This window comes from Pseudoclavibacter chungangensis, assembly GCF_013410545.1.
Lineage (GTDB): Bacteria > Actinomycetota > Actinomycetes > Actinomycetales > Microbacteriaceae > Pseudoclavibacter > Pseudoclavibacter chungangensis.
Genome location: NZ_JACCFV010000001.1, coordinates 195868 through 213986, shown reverse-complemented (window position 1 = coordinate 213986; position 18119 = coordinate 195868). Strand labels below are relative to the sequence as shown.

At 72.0% G+C, this 18119-nt stretch carries 16 protein-coding genes; 12 read left to right on the top strand and 4 right to left on the bottom strand.

Annotated elements, in window-relative coordinates:
• Nucleotides 1–8: 8 nt before the first annotated feature.
• The gene (gene ald / locus HNR16_RS00885) at nt 9–1106 is read left to right on the top strand and encodes an alanine dehydrogenase (protein ID WP_158039137.1); all 1098 of its coding nucleotides are present in this window, start codon (nt 9–11) and stop codon (nt 1104–1106) included.
• A 397-nt stretch (nt 1107–1503) separates the two neighbouring features.
• On the opposite strand, the gene HNR16_RS00875 is transcribed toward ald, so the two are convergent.
• Complete coding sequence (locus HNR16_RS00875) at nt 1504–2046, bottom strand: DUF4916 domain-containing protein (RefSeq protein WP_158039135.1); 543 nt, start codon at nt 2044–2046, stop codon at nt 1504–1506.
• 72 nt (nt 2047–2118) lie between these two features.
• On the opposite strand from HNR16_RS00875, the gene HNR16_RS00870 reads away from it, so the two are divergent.
• Entirely contained in the window at nt 2119–2823 is a 705-nt protein-coding gene (locus HNR16_RS00870) for an alpha/beta hydrolase (protein ID WP_158039133.1), read from the top strand.
• 94 nt (nt 2824–2917) lie between these two features.
• Here the strand turns inward: HNR16_RS00870 and HNR16_RS00865 are convergent, their stop codons facing one another.
• A complete protein-coding gene (locus HNR16_RS00865; RefSeq protein WP_158039131.1) occupies nt 2918–3817 on the bottom strand; it encodes a LysR family transcriptional regulator in 900 nt (299 codons plus the stop codon).
• Nucleotides 3818–4108: 291 nt separating this feature from the next.
• Here HNR16_RS00865 and HNR16_RS00860 point away from each other — a divergent pair, with 291 nt between their 5' ends.
• From HNR16_RS00860 to HNR16_RS00845, 6 genes are all read left to right on the top strand, one after another.
• The gene (locus HNR16_RS00860; protein ID WP_225737731.1) at nt 4109–5338 is read left to right on the top strand and encodes an aminotransferase-like domain-containing protein; all 1230 of its coding nucleotides are present in this window, start codon (nt 4109–4111) and stop codon (nt 5336–5338) included.
• Nucleotides 5335–5679 carry a hypothetical protein gene (locus tag HNR16_RS17950; protein WP_225737730.1) on the top strand — a complete coding sequence of 115 codons (345 nt, stop codon included), beginning with the start codon at nt 5335–5337 and terminating at the stop codon, nt 5677–5679. The genes HNR16_RS00860 and HNR16_RS17950 overlap by 4 nt, the downstream gene beginning before the upstream one ends.
• Nucleotides 5680–5706: 27 nt before the next feature.
• Nucleotides 5707–6870, top strand: a complete 1164-nt coding sequence (locus tag HNR16_RS17945; RefSeq protein WP_225737729.1) for a M20 family metallopeptidase — start codon at nt 5707–5709, stop codon at nt 6868–6870.
• A complete protein-coding gene (locus HNR16_RS00850; RefSeq protein ID WP_218868355.1) occupies nt 6867–7940 on the top strand; it encodes an MFS transporter in 1074 nt (357 codons plus the stop codon). Before HNR16_RS17945 ends, HNR16_RS00850 begins: the two co-directional genes overlap by 4 nt.
• Nucleotides 7904–8299 carry an MFS transporter gene (locus HNR16_RS17740; RefSeq protein WP_218868354.1) on the top strand — a complete coding sequence of 132 codons (396 nt, stop codon included), beginning with the start codon at nt 7904–7906 and terminating at the stop codon, nt 8297–8299. The genes HNR16_RS00850 and HNR16_RS17740 overlap by 37 nt, the downstream gene beginning before the upstream one ends.
• A 426-nt stretch (nt 8300–8725) precedes the next feature.
• Nucleotides 8726–9571 carry an SDR family NAD(P)-dependent oxidoreductase gene (locus HNR16_RS00845; protein WP_218868353.1) on the top strand — a complete coding sequence of 282 codons (846 nt, stop codon included), beginning with the start codon at nt 8726–8728 and terminating at the stop codon, nt 9569–9571.
• 300 nt (nt 9572–9871) lie between these two features.
• Here HNR16_RS00845 and HNR16_RS00840 read toward each other — a convergent pair whose 3' ends face one another.
• Nucleotides 9872–11104, bottom strand: coding sequence for a dipeptidase (locus tag HNR16_RS00840; protein ID WP_158039129.1), 1233 nt, complete (start codon nt 11102–11104; stop codon nt 9872–9874).
• A gap of 257 nt (nt 11105–11361) precedes the next feature.
• Here HNR16_RS00840 and HNR16_RS00835 point away from each other — a divergent pair, with 257 nt between their 5' ends.
• From HNR16_RS00835 to nikE, 4 genes are read left to right on the top strand one after another with little or no spacing between them, the layout of a single operon-like run.
• Nucleotides 11362–13017, top strand: coding sequence for an ABC transporter substrate-binding protein (locus HNR16_RS00835; RefSeq protein ID WP_158039127.1), 1656 nt, complete (start codon nt 11362–11364; stop codon nt 13015–13017).
• Nucleotide 13018: 1 nt separating this feature from the next.
• The gene (locus HNR16_RS00830) at nt 13019–14140 is read left to right on the top strand and encodes an ABC transporter permease (protein WP_179558035.1); all 1122 of its coding nucleotides are present in this window, start codon (nt 13019–13021) and stop codon (nt 14138–14140) included.
• The gene (locus HNR16_RS00825; RefSeq protein ID WP_158039126.1) at nt 14137–14997 is read left to right on the top strand and encodes an ABC transporter permease; all 861 of its coding nucleotides are present in this window, start codon (nt 14137–14139) and stop codon (nt 14995–14997) included. The genes HNR16_RS00830 and HNR16_RS00825 overlap by 4 nt, the downstream gene beginning before the upstream one ends.
• Nucleotides 14994–17114 (top strand): ABC transporter ATP-binding protein, encoded by a 2121-nt coding sequence (gene nikE, locus HNR16_RS19100; RefSeq protein WP_158039125.1) that lies wholly within the window; start codon nt 14994–14996, stop codon nt 17112–17114. The genes HNR16_RS00825 and nikE overlap by 4 nt, the downstream gene beginning before the upstream one ends.
• A gap of 597 nt (nt 17115–17711) precedes the next feature.
• Here nikE and HNR16_RS00815 read toward each other — a convergent pair.
• Nucleotides 17712–17897, bottom strand: a complete 186-nt coding sequence (locus HNR16_RS00815; RefSeq protein WP_158039123.1) for a PspC domain-containing protein — start codon at nt 17895–17897, stop codon at nt 17712–17714.
• Between the last annotated feature and the right edge of the window lie 222 nt (nt 17898–18119).

The window sequence follows — 18119 nt, the reverse complement described above, 5'->3', positions numbered from 1 at the left end:
GCACGACCATGCGCATCTCCGTCGTCAAGGAGATCAAACCCCAGGAGGCCCGCGTGGGCCTCACCCCCGCCGGCGTCCACGAGCTCGTGGCCCACGGCCACACCGTGTTCGTCGAGGCCGGAGCCGGCGACGGCGCCGGTTTCACCGACGACAGGTACGTCGATGCGGGCGCCGAACTCGCCGACCAGGCCACGGCGTGGGCGCGCGCCGAGCTGCTCGTGAAGGTGAAGGAGCCGATCGAGTCGGAGTACGGGTTCCTGCGCGACGACCTCACGCTGTTCACCTACCTGCACCTCGCGGCGGACCGGCCGCTCACCGAGGCGCTGCTCGCGGCGGGCACGCTCGCGATCGCCTACGAGACCGTGCAGGACCAGACCGGACTCCCACTCCTCACCCCCATGAGCGAGATCGCCGGCCGTCTCGCGGCGCACGCGGCGGCCGCCCACCTCATGCGGCCCGCGGGCGGGCAGGGCGTGCTCATCGGCGGCGCGCCGGGTGTCGCGCCGAGCCGCGTACTCGTCATCGGTGGCGGCGCGGTGGGGACGCAGGCCGCGCTCCTCGCGCTCGGCATGCAGGCCGAGGTGACGATCCTCGACACCTCCGCGCAGCGCATCCGTCAGCTCGACGGCATCTTCGAGGGACGTGCGCGCGTGCTCGTCTCCGATGCGCTCACGCTCGAATCGGAAATGCGCCAGGCGGACGTCATCGTCGGCGCCGTGCTCGTGCCTGGTCGCGCGGCCCCGAAGGTCGTGCGCCGCGCGCAGCTCGGACTCCTCAAGCCCGATGCGCTGCTCATCGACGTCGCGATCGATCAGGGTGGGGCGTTCGAGACCTCGCACCCGACGACCTACGAGGAGCCGACGTTCGAGGTCGACGGCATCCGGCACTACTGCGTCGCGAACATGCCCGGCGCCGTGCCGCAGACGTCGACGCGGGCGCTCACGAACGCGACGCTGCCGTACGTGCTGCGGCTCGCCGATCTCGGGCCCGAGGCGGCGATCGACGCGGACGGGGCGATCGCGCAGGGCGTCAACGTGCGCGACGGCCGGATCGTGCACGCGGGTGTCGCGGCGGCGTTCGACGACCTCGCGTCGACGCCGGTCTGACGCCGGTCCGGAACCGGTCCGGAGCCGGTCCGGACCCGGCCCGAAGCCGGTCTGACGCCGGCCCGAAGCCGGTCTGACGCCGGTCTTGCGCGGAGCCGAGCCGCATTCAGCCGGGTTGTTGCTACCGGGCCCCGGGCCGGGTAGCAACAACCCGGCTGGATGCACCGGGCTCAGGTAATGCTCGACGCCGAGCCGTGCGTCTCGTCGACGCCGGAGCCATGCGTCTCCTCGACGCCGAAGCCATGCGTCTCCTCGACGCCGGAGCCATGCGTCTCGTCGACGCCGAGCCGTGCGTCTCCTCGACGCCGGAGCCATGCGTCTCCTCGACGCCGGAGCCGCGCGTCGCTTCGGGGCCCGGCCCTCGCGTCCGGTGGGCCTCACGCGCGGCGGACGTGCCTCACGTGCGCGGGTAGGCACCCAGGTGGCTGATCGCGGCACGCATGAGCGCCCCGCGGCCGCCCTCCATCTCGTCGAGCAGGTCGGGGTCGAGCGCCTCCTTCGGCGTCAGCCACGACACCTCGAGCGCGTCCTGACGCGGATTGCAGTCCCCCGACACGGGCACCGCGTACACGAGCGCCACCGCGTGCTGCCGGTCGTCGTGGAGCGGGGAGCCGGGAAACGGCGAGTACTCCGCGATCGTGAACGGCGTGAGCGACGGCGGGAGCTGCGGGAACACCATCGCGCCGAGGTCCTTCTCGAGGTGGCGCATGAGTGCATCGCGCACCCCCTCGCCGTAGTTGACGCGCCCCGTCACGAACGTGCGCGTGAGCACGCCCGTCGGATCGGCGCGCAGCAGCGTGCCGATGTGCTCGACGCGGCCCTCGCCGTCGACGCGCAGCGGCACCGCCTCCACGTAGAGCATCGGCACACGCCGACGGATGAGTTCGAGCTCGTCGTCGCCGAGCCAACTGGAATCCGGATCGGGGGTACGCACCGTCATGCGCTCATTCTGTCGTACCCCGCATGAACACGGGGCGGGAACCGGGCAAGCTGCGCCCGATACAGTGGCGCAATGCCTGACACGCCCGCGACCGCGCTGCAGCGGAGCTCCGAGCCCCTTTCCGCCGTCGACGGTCGACCGCTCGTCGTCGTCCTGCACGGATTCGGCTCGGACGACGCCGATGTGCACGCGATCACCGACCGGCTCGGGACGCGCCCCGTGTTCCTGTCGCTGCGGGCGCCGCTGGCCGCACCGGAGCCGATCCCGGGTGCCGCGTGGTTCCCGCTGCGCTTCGCGAGCGACGGAACGGTGCTCGGGGCCGGTGCGGGCGCCGAGCACGACGCGGCCCGCGCCGACGTCGACGAAGGAGCGACACAGGCCGCGACCGACGTGCTCGCGCGCATCGACGGGATCCTCGCGGCCGAGGGCGTCACGCCGTCGAGCCTCGCGTTCGTCGGCTTCTCGCAGGGCGGCATCGTGGCGATGCAGGCCCTCCGACTCGCACCCGAGCGGGTGGCGACCACCGTCCTCTTCTCGGGCCTCGTCGTGCCCGCGCCGCTGCCGGGTGATGCCGTGCTCGCGGAGCGGCGTCCGCGCATCCTGTGGGGGCGCGGCGCGCTCGACCCCGTCATCCCGGCCGCGGCCGTCGAATTCACGGAGCAGTGGCTCGAGGCCCACACGACGCCCGAGGTGATCGTCGAGCCCGCGATCGGTCACGAGCTGACGAACGCCGAGCTCGCGGCCGCCGCCGAGCTGCTCGACGCCGTCTGCGTCTGATCGCGCCGCGCGCATCTCGACGCCCGGCCGAGCGGCGCGTCTCGACGACAGGTCACGGAACATGTCGCACGGGGCGTGCGACACCTGGCCGTGATCAGTCGCCCGTGACGTCACGCAGGTGCTGCAGCACGGCGCCGACCGCGGGACGCAACTCGCCACCCCGACGCGTGACGGCGTAGACGTCGCGATGCAGTTCGCCGTCGTCCTCGATCGGCCACGCGAATCGATGGGCGGGCTCCGCGAGCGATGCCCACGGTCCGCTGAACACCATCGAGGGCAGGAACGCGGCCGCCTCGCCCGCCGCGACGAGCGCGTGGTGCACGCGCAGGTCGGGCGACTCGAATCGGAGCCGCGGCTCGAAGCCCGCCTCACGGCACACGCGGTGCGCCCACGTGCACGCGTCGCTCCCCTCGGGCTCGAGCACCCACTGCAGCTCCTGCAGTGCCTCGATCGAGTCGACGGGACCCGGCGTGTAGACGGCCAGCGGGTCCTCGAGCAGGCGGATCCGCGTCATCCCACCCTCGACGCGTCGCGGGATGCGCGGATACTCGTCGGTCACCGCGATGTCCGCGCGCCGTCCCGCGACCGCCGCGAGCTCCTCGAACGGCTCGACCTGCGTGAACTCGACGACGACGTCGGGGTGCGATGCGGCCGTGCGGCGCAGCACCTCGGGAAGGTAGCGCAGCGCGAAGGTGCTGAACGCGGCGAATCGCACGACGCCCTGGACGCGGCTGCGGCGGTGCTCGAGCTCGGCCTCGGCGCGTTCGAGTACCTCGGCGATCTCGTCCGCGCGGCGCGCAAGGAGCTTCGCGGCGGGCGTGAGCTGCACCGTCCTCCCGACGGGCTCGAGCAGTTGCAGGCCCGCCTCGGCCTCGGGCTTCCCGAGCTGCTGCGTGATCGCGGACGACGAGATGCCGAGTGCGCGGGACACCTCGGCGAGGCTGCCACGGGCGTCAAGTTCGCGCAGCAGCGCGAGTCGCCTGACGTCGAGCATGCGCCGCTCCCCTCGAGTCCGATCGGATCGGGATCGATCCGACCGTGAAGTTGGGCTAATGAATACAGATCAGTCGCACCCCGTTGGTCGAAAGAGTATGTCTTCGTAGCCTGATCACACGCCGGGTCGCCCGGCGGGACATCACGAGGGAGTGACATGTCGACCGGGTTCGAGTCCGATCCGGCCTCCGCGCCGCGCATCGACGGGAGGCGCACGGGTGTGCGCGGACACGGTCGTCCGTGCACGCCCCGACGCCGCGATCCGATCGCCCTCGACCCCAGGAGGTCCACCGTGCTCACCGCCGCTTCCGGGCAGCGCGCCCGCCTCGCCGACCGCACGACGCAGCTGAACGGCTCCGTCATCGATTCGTCGACCTCGCTCCTCGCGAGCCAGCGGCACGACATCGTGCGCTTCGCGATGGGCGCTCCGAACGCCGAACTCATCCCCGAGGCCGACTTCGCGCGCCTGTTCCAGGCACCCGCCGCAGGTCGATTCGACTACGGCGCGACCGAGGGCGAACCCGAACTGCTCGCCCAGCTCGCCGCCTACCTCGAACGGCACGGCGAGCACGCCGACCCGGATCGCCTGCTCATCACGACCGGCGGCATGCAGGGGCTCGACATCGCGTTCAAGCTCGTCGTCGATCCGGGCGACCTCGTCGTCGTCGAGTCGCCGACCTACACGAACGGCATCGGGACGGCGCTCAGCTACCAGGCACGCGTGCTCGAGGCGCCGATCGACGCCGACGGGCTCGTCGTCGAGGCCCTCCCCGAGCTCGTCGCCCGCACGGGACAGGTGCCGAAGGCGATCTACACGATCCCGAACTTCCAGAACCCGTCGGGGACGACGCTGAGCGAGGCACGCCGTCGTCGCCTGCTCGAACTCGCGGACGAGTGGAACGCCGTCATCATCGACGACGATCCCTACGGCGCGCTCCGCTTCGACGGCGAGCACGTGCCCGGATTCGCCGAGCTGCGCCCCGACGACGCGCGGATCATCCGGGTGCGCACGTTCTCGAAGGTCCTCGCCCCCGGGCTGCGGATCGGTTGGATGCAGCTCGCGCCCGAACTGCGCCGCCTCGCGATCAACGCGAAACAGGCCATGGACACGTGCACGAGCGTGCCCATGCAGCACGTCGTCGCCGACTACCTCGCCGAGGGCGACCTCGACGCGCACGTCGAACGCCTCCGCCGCGTGTACCGCGAACGCAAGGAGGCGCTCGTCCGCGCCGTCCGCGAACTGCTCGGCGACCGCGTGACGACGACCGACCCGCAGGACGGGTTCTTCCTGTGGCTCACACTGCTCGGCGAGGACGCGGTGATCGACACCGAGGAGCTGTTCCCGACCGCGCTGCGGCACGGTGTCGCGTTCATCCCCGGCCCCGCCTTCTCGAACTCGGGTGCGTTCCGCGACGCGCTCCGTGTGTCGTTCGCGACCTCGACGCCGGAGCGGATCGTGGAGGGCGTGCGCCGGCTGCGGACGGCGCTCGACGAGCAGCGCGCCCGCGGGGGTGTCCGATGACGACCGCCGAGCGCCCCGCGCCCGACCCGAGGACGTCCGCCGACGCCGAGCGCGATCGGCCACGGGCGACGCCGCCGGTCACGGGCGCCGTCTGGCTGCCCGACGCGGCGCCCGCCAAGCAGCGCCAGATCGCGGGTGCGGCCGTGCGTGCGCTCATCGCCTCGCCCGCGACGCGCGTCGCGACGACCGCGGTCGCTCCCGCCTCGGCCGACGACCTGCCTCGCCCCGCCGATCCCGTCGTCGTCGACGAGGCGCTCGAAGCGCGCGTGCTCGGCCTGATCGACGCCGAGTCCGTCACCGAACTCACCGAACGGCTCGTGCGCACGGGCGGCGAGAACTAGGGCGGCACCGAGGCGGCGTGCGTCGACGTGCTCGCCGAGGCGCTCCTCGCGGCCGGCGCCGACGTCGAACGCGACGAGGTCGCACCCGGCCGCCCCAACCTCGTCGCGCGCTTCGGCCGTGCGCCCCGCCCGGACGAACCGCCGGACGCGCGCGCCGAGCCAGGCGGGGTCCTCTTCCTCGGCCACAGCGACGTCGTGCCCGCCGGGCCGGGCTGGACCGGCGACCCGTTCGAGCCGCGACGGGACGGCGACACCATCATCGGGCGCGGCACGACCGACATGCGCGGCGGCCTCGCCGCTGTCGTGCACGCGATGCGGGCCGTGCACGCCTGTGCCCCCGAGCTCGCCATGACGCTCGTGTGCACCGTCGACGAGGAGGTCGACGCGACCGGCGCGCTCCACCACATCGCGCACGCGCCACGCCACCGCTTCAGCGCGTGCCTCGTCGCCGAACCCACGGGGCTCGTCACGATCACGGGCTGTCGCGGCGCCACGAACCTCCGCATCGACGTCGCGGGAGCGAGCGCGCACGCGGGGCGTCCCGCGTCCGGCGCGAGCGCGATCCTCGCCGCGACCGACGTCGTCGCCGCGATCGAGGCCGATCACGCCCGCCTCGCGGGAACACCCCACGAGGTGCTCGGTGCGGCGACGTGGAGCGTCGGAACGATCGAGGGCGGCCACGGCACGTCGATCGTGCCCGATCGCTGCACCCTGTCGGTCGACCGCCGAAATCTTCCCGGTGAGGAGCCCGGGACGATCCTCGCCGACCTCCTCGCCGACGCGAGGGCGCGCATCGGCGAGCGAGCCCGCCCCGGCACGGACCGCATCGCGCTCGCCGGCGCCGTCGAGATGACGATGCCCGGCTTCGTCACCGACCCCGACTCCGCCCTCGTGACGACCGTCCGCGACGTCGTCCGATCGGTCGGCGGGACGGGCGACGTCGGCGTCTGGACGGCGGCGTGCGAGGGCGGATTCCTCGCCGCCCACCACGAGGTGCCGACCCTCGTGCTGGGTCCGGGCGACGTCATCGGACAGGCACACCAACCCGACGAGCGTGTGGCCGTGAGCGACCTCCTCACCGCCGCCCGCGCCTACGCCCTCATCGCGCTCCGAAGCGCCCACCACCATCACGACGACGCGGCCGCACCGATGCGCGCGTCGACCGCCACCCTGACAGGAGCAACACCATGAGTCAGAAGGACATCTCGGCCGGCACGTACGAGCCGCCGCCCATCACGCGCGACATCGACCTCTCACCGGTGCAGCGACGCACCGCACGCAAGTCGGTCGCCGGCTCGGCGATCGGGAACGCGATCGAGTGGTTCGACTACGGCGTGTACGGCTACCGCGTCGTCTACATCGCGCAACTGATCTTCACGTTCGGCGACGAGTCGGGCGCGCTGCCCACGATCCTCGCGCTCGGCGGCTTCGCGATCTCGTTCCTCGTCCGGCCCTTCGGCGAGATCATCCTCGGGCCGCTCGGCGACCGCATCGGACGCCGCAAGGTGCTCGTGTTCACGATCGTCGTCATCAGCCTCTCGACGGCACTCATCGGCGTGCTCCCGACATTCGACCAGGTCGGCTACCTCGCGCCGATCCTGCTCGTGTTCCTGCGCATGGTGCAGGGTTTCTCGGCGGGCGGCGAGTACGCGGGCGCCGCGGTGTTCATGTCGGAGCACGCGCCCGACAACAAGCGCGGCCAGTACGGCTCGTTCCTCGAGTTCGGCACGCTCGCAGGTTTCAGCGCCGCCGCGATCCTGTGCACGACCATGACGCTCGTCCTCGGCGAGGACGGCATGCTCGCCGGCTGGTGGCGCGCGCCGTTCCTCCTCACGCTCCTGCTCGGCGGCGTCGCGCTGTGGATGCGCCGCCACCTCACCGAATCCGAGACCTTCACCGAGGACTCGGCGCACACCACGACGAACGAGTCCGCGTTCAAGGCGCTCGGCACACTCATCGTCACGTACCCGTTCCAGGTACTCAAGCTCATCGGCTTCGTGATCCTCGTCAACGTGGCGTTCTACATCGTGCTCACGTACATGCCGACGTACCTCTCGTCGACGCTCGGGCACGGGGCCGCCGAGGCGAACTTCTCGCTCGTCATCATCCAGCTGCTCATGATGGCGGTGATCGTGCCGTTCGGCGTGTTGAGCGACCGGATCGGCCGGAAGCCGCAGCTCATCGTCGCGAGCATCGGGTTCATCGTGCTGTCACTGCCGCGGTCATGCTCATCCAGATCGACGCCCTCTGGTCGCAGGTGATCGGCATCGGGATCCTCGGCATCTTCCTCGTCATGGTGCTCGCGACGATCTCGTCGACGCTGCCTGCGCTGTTCCCGACGGCCGTGCGCTACTCGGGCTTCGCGATCGGCTACAACATCTCGACGGCGGTATTCGGTGGTACCTCGGGCATGGTGAACGAGTGGCTCATCGACGCGACGGGCAACGTGCTCGTCCCCGGTTTCTATCTCATGGTCGCTGGCGTGCTCGGGCTCGTCTCGGTGCTCACGTTCAAGGAGACGGCGGGCCGTTCGTTGCGCGGCAACGTGATCCCGGGCAGCGACGACCACCTGCGCATCGCGAACGGCGAAACCCTGATCGGCAAGCCCAACAAGCCCTGACCGGCCGACGCGGGGCCGACCGGACGCCGACGAGGCTGCGGCTGCGGCTCCGGCTCCGGCTCCGGCTCCGACTGCGGCTCCGACTGCGCAAAAAGCCGGGTTGTTGCTACCGAGCCCCGGGCCCGGTAGCAACAACCCGGCCGGATCAGCTGCCCCGGCACGAGAGGTCGAGGGGTCTTCGCGCGGCGATACCGGCCGACGCGAGCGGTGCCCCGACGAATCGGTCGAGAGCGGCGGGCCCGGACGATCCGTAAGGTCGAATCACAGGGGACGGACCGCGACGCCCGGCACCACAACTCGCGACCACGCACCACCACTCCCCACGCACCACGCACCACGCACCACGCACCACGCACAAGGCACCACGCACCACGCACCACGCACCACGCACCACGCACCACGCACCACGACGATCGAGGACCAACCGTGAACCGAAACGACGACGCACTCGACACCGCGACGAACGGGGCTCCGGAACAACCGGGCGCCGAGCCGGTCGGCGTTCCTGCCGCCTCGGTCGCGTCCACGCAGCGGATCGCGCTCGTCACCGGGGCGACGTCCGGCATCGGCGTCGAGATCGCCCGCCGATTGCGCGACGACGGATTCACGGTCGTCGTGTCGGGACGGAGCGAGGCCCGCGGCGCGGCCGTCGCCGAGGCGCTCGGGCCGGCGGTCGAGTTCGTCCGAGCCGATCTCGCCGCGAAGGGCGGTCCGCAGGAGCTCGTCGAGGAGGTCGTCCGTCGGCACGGTCACCTCGATGTGCTCGTCAACAACGCGGGTATCGACCACACGGTTCCGTTCCTCGAGGTGCCCGAGCACGAGATCCGCGAGACGTTCGAGCTCAACACCTTCGCCGCGATGCTCTGCCTCCAGGCCGCCGCCCGCGCGATGCACGCTCGCGGACAGGGTGGGGCGATCATCAACGTCACCTCACGTCTCGCCGAGATCGGGGTCGTGACCATGGGCGTGTACAGCGCCTCGAAGGGTGCCATGCTGGCGTTCACGCGAGCGATGGCGGTGGAGCTCGCGCCGCACGACATCCGTGTCAACGCGGTCGCGCCGGGGATGACCCGCACGCCGCTCTACGAGGAGTGGGTCGCCGCGCAGCCCGATCCGGCCGCGACCGAGGCGCATGTCGCGGGCGCGATCCCGCTCGGCCGCATCGCGACGCCGCAGGACGTCGCGGGGGCGGTCTCGTACCTCGCGAGTCCCGCGGCGACCTATCTCACCGGGGTGTCGATCCCGGTCGACGGCGGCTACCTCGCGAAGTAGCCCTCACACCACCCGCCCTGAAAAAGCCGGGTTGTTGCTACCGGGCCGCGGGCCCGGTAGCAACAACCCGGATGAATCGGCGTCGCTCCGGAACTCAGGGTCACGCACGAGCACCCCCTGCGCTGCCGTTCCGATGCCCCGACGCGCACAGAAAGCCGGGTTGTTGCTACCGAGCCGCGGGCCGAGTAGCAACAACTCGGATGGATTGGGATTCGACGCTCACGCAGACGCTCCCTCTCGCAAATTCGCCGTCGCGCAGACGCTCCTCTCGCGAACGCTCCCCGGGCAGACGCTCTCCGATCAGCGCGTCGCCGGGGGTGTCGGCCACAGCGGTTCGCTCGCCGCGTCCTCCGCGTCGCCGAGCAGGCGCAGCACGTTCTTCCCCGTCAGGAGTTCGAGGTCACCCGCGCTCCAGCCGCGCCGCGAGAGTTCGGCGATCAGTCGCGGATAGCCCGAGACGTCCTCGAGGCCGCGCGGCAGGCGGTCGATCCCGTCGTAGTCGCCGCCGAGGCCCACGCCGCGGACGCCTGCGACCTCGCGCAGGTGGTCGACGTGATCGGCGACATCCGCGACCGTCACCTCCGGCCGCGGGTGCCGTTCTTCCCACTCGGCGAGCGCGGCGGGCGGTTCCGGTCGCGCGGCGGCAGCGCGCGGCTCCGTGCGCTCTCGTTCCTCCTCCGCGGGCGTCGGTGCGGCGGGCCAGTCGAACGACGGCGAGGCACCGCGCTCGGCGAGGAACGCGTCGCGATCCCGCTGCCAGCGCCACAGCGCCGTCGAGACGAACGCGGGCACGAACGTCACCTGGATGACGCCACTGGCCGCGGCAGCGCGGGCCGCGACCTCGTCGTCGACGTTCCGCGGGTGCGGCGTCACGGCGAAGGACGACGAATGACTGAACAGGACGGGCGCCGTCGCGACGTCGAGCGCCGCGAGCTGCGTGTCGCGGGACGTGTGCGAGAGATCGGCGAGGACCCCGATGCGCCCGAGCTCGCGGACGAGCGCGCGACCGTCGTCGGTCAGGCCGCCGTGCGCGGGCTCGTCCGTCCCAGCATCGGCCCACGCCGTGTTCGTGACGTGCGTGAGCGTCAGGTACCGCACCCCGAGGCGCGCGAACGATCGGAGAACGCCCGTGGACCCGGCGATGCTGTGCCCGCCCTCGACGCCGATGAGCGAGGCGATGCGACCCGACGCGATCGCCGCGTGTGCCTGCGCCGCCGTCCACGCCGGCGCGAGCCTGTCAGGGTAGGCGGCGACGAGCCGCGCGATGAGGTCGAGCTCCTCGAGCGTCGCGACGACCGCCTCGGGTTCCGGGAGCGACGACGACACGTAGGCCGACCAGAACTGCGCCCCGACCCCGCCGGCCCGGAGCCGCGGGAGGTCGGTCTGGAACTCGGGTCGCGGACCGTCGAGCCCGTCGACCCGCCCGCGCGCGAGCGCACGGAGGCCGAGCGGCAGGTCGTTGTGCCCGTCGACGACGGGTGAGCGCGCGAGTACCTCGGCCGCGATCCTGTCGTGTTCGTCCGCTTGCGTCATGCCGGGAGCCTAGGACGTCGCTCGCGGGCGCCGCCGTGCGGCACCGGACGCCCGCGCGCGTCCCGCGTCACGCGACGTCATCGGGTGACCGCCACCGTCACCGGCCTTCAGGGGGCGACGCACGCCACCGTCGCGTCCCCGCCCGTCCCTATCGTTGCGGGACCCGGCGGGCCGCCCGCTCCGGTCGACAGCCGCACGGCGTGATCCGGGACGCGGACCGTCGCCGCCGATGTCCGTCCAACGAAAGGCCAGTCCCGGTGACCTCGCTCCACGATCGCGCCCGGCGATCACACCGTCCGCCCCGCCCCGTCGCGTTCTCCGCGCTCGCGCTCGCCGCACTCGTCGCCCTCACCGGTTGCGCGAGCGGCACGGCCACAGGCGAGGACGCGGCCGCCGGCCAGCCCGTCGAGGGAGGCGTCCTGCAGGTCGCCCTCGGCAACGACACGAACATCATCAACCCGCACCTGACCGGCAGCTCGGTGACCGCGACGATCACGCGCGACGTCGTCGACTCGCTCGTGTCGCAGGACGTCGACAATTCGATCCACCCGTGGCTCGCGACCGAGTGGGACGTGAACGAGGCGAACACCGAGTACACGTTCACGCTGCGCGACGACGTCACCTTCTCGGACGGCGAGAAGCTCGACGCGGCCGCGGTCAAGCAGAACTTCGACTTCGTCCTCGACCCCGCCAACAACTCGACGTACGCGCGCTCGCTCCTCGGCCCCGTCGCCGCCGTCGAGGCGCCCGACGCGACGACGGTCGTCATCCGCTACGACGAGTCGTTCGCCCCGCTCCTGCAGGGGCTCAGCCTCTCCTACCTCGGCATCCAGTCGCCCGCGTTCCTCACGAGCGGCGGCGACCTCAGCACGAACGCGGTCGGCTCCGGCCCCTTCACGCTCGAATCGTTCGCGCCGGGACAGGGCTCGAAGCTCACGAAGCGTGACGACTACAACTGGGGCCCCGGTCACCTCGCCCACACGGGCCCGGCGCACCTCGACGGCATCGAGTACCGCTACCTGCCCGAGTCGTCGACGCGCCTCGGCGCGCTCCAGAGCGGCCAGGTGCAGGCGATCGACTCCGTGCCGCCCGCCGACGCCGCGACGCTCGGCTCGAACGAGAAGATCACGGTCGACGTGTACCAGAACCCCGGCGTGCCCTACTCGCTGCAGCTCAACACGACGCGGGCACCGTTCGACGACGTGAAGGTGCGCCAGGCGTTCCAGACGGGCGTCGACATCGACGCGGCCATCGAGGCCACGCTCTTCGGCACGGTCGAGACCGCGACCGGCCCGCTCAGCTCGCACACCGAGTTCGCGGACGCCGACGCCGACGGTTCGTGGAAGAACCAGCCCGACCGCGCGAACACGCTGCTCGACGAGGCCGGCTGGACCGAGCGCAACGCGGACGGCATCCGCACGAAGAACGGCTCGCCGCTCACCGTGACCCTCAGCTACGACGAGGGCTACACGGGGCAAACGAACGCGAACCTGCTGCAGGCGCTGCAGTCGGAGTACCGCAAGATCGGCATCGACCTCGTGCTCGACTCGGTCGACGCGGGCACGCAGTCGGCCCGCACGGAGGCCGGTGACTACGACGCGATCGCGTACTTCTTCGTGCGTGCCGAGGCCGACATCCTGCGCACCGTGTACGGCTCGGCGAGCGTCGGCACGGGCAACGGTTCGCGCGTCACGACGCTCGACCCGCTCCTCGACGAGGCCGTCGGTGCGACGCCGGAGCGCCGCGCCGAGCTGTACACGCAGGTGCAGCGCGAGGTCATCGACCAGGCGTACTCGGTGCCGCTGTACGTGCCGAACTACCAGGTCGCGCACACGTCCGAGCTGCAGGGGCTCGCGTGGGCGACGAACGCCAAGCCGCTGTTCTACAACGCCTGGCTGACGAACGGGAGCTGATATGACGCAGCACGATATCGGTGCGGACGCCAGGGCGGGTGATCCCACCGCGAGCGCCGCGGGCGCCACGACGGGTGACCCCCGACGGACGGCCGCGGCCCCGGGACCGTCACCCGACGGGCCGACCGCGGGGACGGGGAAGGCGACGGCGTCGTCCGACGACGCGCGCCGCCGGTCCCCCGCCGGTGTCGTGCTGCGCCAGGTCGGTCGCCGACTGCTCGAGCTCGTGCTCGTGCTGTGGGGCGCCGCGACGATCACGTTCATCGCCGTGAAGTCGATCCCGGGCGACCCCGTCGCGATCATCTCGGGCGGCGAGAACATCGTCGACGCGGAGCAGCGTGCGGTCGTGACGGCCGCGTACGGGCTCGACCAGCCGCTCATCGTGCAGTACCTGCGCTATCTCGGGCGCGCGTTCACGGGCGACATCGGCGAGAGCTACGCGTTCCGCTCCCCCGTGGTCGAGGTGATCGGGGAGGCGATCGTGCCGACCCTGCAGCTCGCGCTCACGGGCTTCGTGCTCGCGATCCTCATCGCGACCGTGACGGCGCTCCTCACTTCGGGGGCACGGCCCGGCGTCCGGTTCCTCGCGTCCGGCACCGAGCTCGTGCTGCTCAGCACGCCCGTCTACTGGATCGGCATCATCCTGCTGCTCGTGTTCAGCTTCTGGCTGGGCTGGTTCCCCGTCGTCGGTGCGGACGGGCCGGGGTCGCTCGTGCTGCCCGCGCTCGCCCTCTCGCTCCCGCTCGCGGCGATCATCTCGCAGGTCATGCGCGACGGCATCGAGCACGCGCTCGACCAGCCGTTCGCGCTCACCGTGCGCTCGCGCGGCGTCGGCGAGATCGGCCTGCGCGTGCGGCACGCGCTGCGCCACTCGCTACTCGCGGTGTCGACGATCGCGGGCACGATGCTCGGCGGCGTCCTCACGGGATCGATCCTCACGGAGACGGTGTTCGGGCGGCCCGGCATCGGGCAGATCACGCTGCTCGGCATCTCCTCGCGCGACATGCCGCTCATCCTCGGGCTCGTCGTCCTCTCGGCGCTGCTCTACTCCCTCATCAACCTCGTGATCGACCTCGGCTACGCGCTCATCGATCCGCGCATCCGGGACGGGGTGCCCGCATGAGCGCCGCCGACACGCTGCTCGCCGTTCCGCGCGCGAAGCGTCTGCGCGGGAACGTCCCCGTCGGGACGATCCTCGCCGGGATCGTCGTCGCGGCCGTCATCGCCGCGGCACTCGTGCCCGGACTGTTCACGCACCTCGACCCGGAGGAGGCGGTCCTCGGCTCCGTGTTCCAGCCGCCGAGCGCGGCACACCCGTTCGGCACCGACCACCTCGGGCGCGACGTCGCCTCGCGCGTCGTCCACGGCGCACGCTACTCGCTGCTCATCGGCGTCGGCGCGGCACTGCTGTCGCTCCTGATCGGCACGCTCCTCGGACTGCTGTCCGTGTACCTGCCGTTCGGGCTCGACCGGCTCGTGCAGCGCGGCGTGGACATCCTGCTCGCGTTCCCCGAACTGCTGCTCGCGCTGCTCATCATCGCCGTGCTGGGGCGCGGCCCCGTCAACACGCTCATCGCCGTCGGCCTCGCGGGGGCCGCGGGCTATGCCCGTCTCGTACGCTCCCAGGTGCTGAGCGCGCGGCTCTCCGGGTACGCGGAGCAGGCGAAGGTGCTCGGCGAGTCCCCGCTGCGGGTCGTCGCGAGCCGCGTGCTCCCGAACATCGCGCGGCCGATCGTCGTGCTCGCGACGATCGGCGTCGGCACGTCGATCCTGTCCGCCTCGGGCCTCAGCTTCCTCGGGCTCGGCGTCGCACCGCCGACGCCCGAGTGGGGCGCGCTCCTCTCCGAGGGCCGCAGTTACCTGAGCACGGCGCCGTGGGCGAGTGTGTTCCCCGCGACGGCGATCGCGCTGTCGGTCGTCTCGATCACCGTGCTCGGACGCTCGCTCCAGGCACGACTCACGAAGGGAACGGGCGCATGAGCACGCGAACGACGAGCTCGACGACAGCGACGGCAGCGACGGCCGAGGCCGCCGCGACGAAGGTGACGGACGGGCACCGGCAGGCCGACCCGACCGCTGTTCCCGCCGACGAGCGCACGAGCGCCGAGGCGCACGAGCAGGCACCCGTCGTGTCGGTGCGCGGCCTGACCGTCACGTTCCCCGAGCGCAGCGACCGGCTGGTCGTCGACGACGTCTCGTTCGACGTGCACCCCGGTGAGATCGTCGCGATCGTCGGGCGCTCGGGCTCCGGCAAGTCGGTCACGGCCCGCTCGCTCATCGGGCTCGCGGGGAGCGGCGCCGTCGTGACCGCGGACCGCCTCGACCTCGAGGGCGAACACGTCCTCGCTCTCGACGAGGGCGCGTGGCGGTCCGTCCGCGGACGGCGGGTGGGGTTCGTGCTGCAGGACGCGCTCACGTCCCTCGACCCGCTCCGCCGCATCGGTGACGAGGTCGGCGAGGCACTCGGACGACTCCCCGCGAACGACCGCCGCGACCGCGTCGAGGCGGCACTGCGCCGCGCGGGCATCGTCGATCCGGAGGTCCGTTCACGGCAGTACGCGCACCAGCTGTCGGGTGGTCTGCGCCAGCGCGCACTCATCGCCTCGGCGATCGTGAACGACCCGCGCCTGCTCGTCGCCGACGAGCCGACGACGGCGCTCGACGTCACGGTGCAGCGCCACGTGCTCGAACTGCTCCGCGGGCTCGCGGCCGAGGGGCGCGGCGTACTGCTCATCACCCACGACCTCGCGGTCGTCGCGCAGTTCGCGTCACGCGTGCTCGTGATGCAGAACGGACGGGTCGGGGAGTCCGGCACCGTCGAGGACGTGCTCGCGAATCCGAGCGACGCCTACACGCGTCGGCTGCTCGCGGCGATCCCGTCCGAGCACAATCGCGGCCGGCGGTTGTCGGTCGCGCCGGATGAGATCGACGCTGCGGAGATCGACTCGGCAGAGATCGACGCGGCGGAGATCGACGCGGCGGAGATCGACGCGGCGGAGATCGACGCGGCGGAGGGGCCGAACGTCCCCCGGCCGACGGACGTACCCGGCGAGTCGGGCGCGCCGGCTTCCGCGCAGACACCGACGAGGTCGACCGGAGGAGAGGGGTCGGTCGCACCGGCCACGGCGGATGCGCCTGCGGAGGCACCGGCAACGGCGGGTGCGCCGGAGGCGTCGGACACTCGGAAGGGCTCAGTCGCATCGGCGCGCGCGAACGCCGGATCTTCAGATGGCGCGGCCGACGCTTCGGGCGGCGACACCACCGCTCCCGCGGCGCTCGCGAAGCCGTCCGGCACGACTGGCGATCTCGCGCCGCTCCTCGTCGTCGACGACGCCACCGTCGTCTTCCCTGGCCCGCGCGGCTCGCGGCGCCGCGCGCTCGACGGGGTGAGCATCCGGATCGCGCCGGGCGAGACGCTCGGGGTCGTGGGCGAATCCGGTTCGGGAAAGAGCACGCTCGGGCGTGCCGTCCTCGGCCTCCAGCGACTCGATGCCGGCTCCGTCGAGCTGTTCGGTGCCCCGTGGAGCGCGCTCCCGGAGCGACGTCGACGGCCGTTGCGCCGACGCGTGCAGGTCATCTCGCAGGACCCGCTCGGCAGCTTCGATCCGCGCCTGACCGTCGGGCAGTTGATCGATCAGCCGCTTCGGCTCGGGCCGCGACGTGCGGCGGCCGAACGACGCGCGGAGGCCGTGCGCCTGCTCGGGCTCGTCGACCTCGACGGGGATCTGCTCGGCGAGCGGCCGGGTCGACTGTCGGGTGGGCAGCGCCAGCGCGTGTCGATCGCGCAGGCGCTCGCGAGCGATCCCGAGCTCCTCGTCGCCGACGAACCGGTCTCGGCGCTCGACGTGCTGACGCAGGCGCAGGTGCTCGATCTGCTGGTCGAGCTGCAGGCCCGGGTGGGACTCGCGATGCTGTTCATCTCCCACGACCTGGGTGTCGTGCAGCACCTGACCCATCGCATCGCGGTCATGAAGGACGGGCGGATCGTCGAGACGGGGCCGGTCGACGAGGTCTTCGATCGGCCGCGACACCCCTACACGGTCGAGCTGTTCGACGCGGTCCCCCGCATCGGCACCCGCCCGAGCCCGGCGACCTGAGCGCCGCGGAGTCCGGCGCGGACTCCGAGCCGGCACCGCCATCGGCCGCCGACACGATCGCAACTCGAATCCAGCCGGGTTGTTGCTACCGGGCCCCGGGCCGAGAAGCAACAACCCGGCTGGATTCGACGCCGCACCGAGCCGGATCCGCCCGGCCGCATTCAACGCCGCACCGAGCCGGATCCGCCCGGCCGCATTCAACACCGCACCGAGCCGGATCCACCCGGCCGCATTCAACACCGCACCGAGCCGGATCCACCCGGCCGCATTCAACACCGCACCGAGCCGGATCCACCCGGCTGGATTCAACACCGCGGGGAGCCGGATCCGCCCGGCCGACCGAGGCGAAAGCGTCGCCTGCTCGACGGGCTGCGAGGCGGCTCGAAAAAGCCGGGTTGTTGCTACCGGGCCCCGGGCCCGGTAGCAACAACCCGGCTTTTTCGGCGCGACGAGGACGCGGAAGAGGTTCGGGGTTTCGGAGGGAGCCGAGATCCGCAGCAGCCACCCCGAGAGGCGGGCAGGAACGAGGGCTGCTACTTCGAGAGCCGGGCAGGAGCGGGGGCAGTCATCCCCGTGAGGGGATCGGAACCAAGGGGGCTACTCCGAGGGCATCAGGAACCAGAGCACGATGTAGACGAGGATCTGCGGGCCGGGCAGCAGGAACGACAGCACCGCGAGCACCCGCACGAGCCCCGGCGACAGGTTGAAGCGCTCCGCGATACCGAGGCAGACACCCGCGATGATGCGGCCGTGGCGGGGGCGGACGAGGCGGTTGTTCGACATGCGTGCTCCTTCGATGGACTCCGGCACCAGACCCCTGCGGCCGGGTGCCGGGGCCGGACGTCGCCTCCATGCTGCCGTCCCCCGCTGGAGCGGTGCTGGGCGCGCCCCGTGGCTCGCCCCACGACGCCGACGACGGACGTTCTGCTCACTGCTCCGGCCCTCGAACGCCCACCCCGCGACGCCGACGACCGCTGCCCCGCTCACTGCTCCGGCCCCCGAATC